The organism is Pseudomonas sp. 30_B (assembly GCF_017491605.1).
Classification (GTDB): domain Bacteria; phylum Pseudomonadota; class Gammaproteobacteria; order Pseudomonadales; family Pseudomonadaceae; genus Pseudomonas.
On the sequence record NZ_JAFGYY010000406.1, the window covers coordinates 1 to 431 of the forward strand.

1 protein-coding gene is annotated in these 431 nt (G+C 47.8%); it reads left to right on the plus strand.

All coding sequences use genetic code 11. The annotated features are described in order from the left end of the window. Window positions 1-274 (plus strand): hypothetical protein (locus J5M67_RS28895; protein WP_207888735.1); only part of this gene is annotated, 274 nt, incomplete at its 5' end. Window positions 275-431 lie beyond the last annotated feature (157 nt).

The following is a 431-nucleotide window of genomic DNA, read 5'->3' on the forward strand; positions in this document are numbered from 1 at the left end:
AGATACAGTGGCTGGCATTACGTATGTTGTGATGGTTACCCCGGACGATAATCAAGCAACGCCGTGGCAGTCAGGATTCATTACTGATCCGGTAAAAGGAGCAACTGTTTATAACATCAACATTAAACAGTTGTGCAACATACCGGCTTCCGAGAAGATAGGGCACTCTGATACGCATATGGATTACCGTGCACTCCACGTTATCCGTTGGGCTTTAGCGCATGCTACTCATCGGGGAGCTCAACCCAATTGCCAGATAGAAGCGCGGAAATAAACCATAAAAGGGCAGGGCACATCGAGAAAACTACTCGATGTGCCCTTAGCCTGTCTGTTTCGTTATAAAGATGCGTATTTAGAGGTGCGCAGGGTCACCGCTACCATCTGAACGGATCGTCAGAACCTCATAGGAGTCTTCTGTGACAAGAATGGTG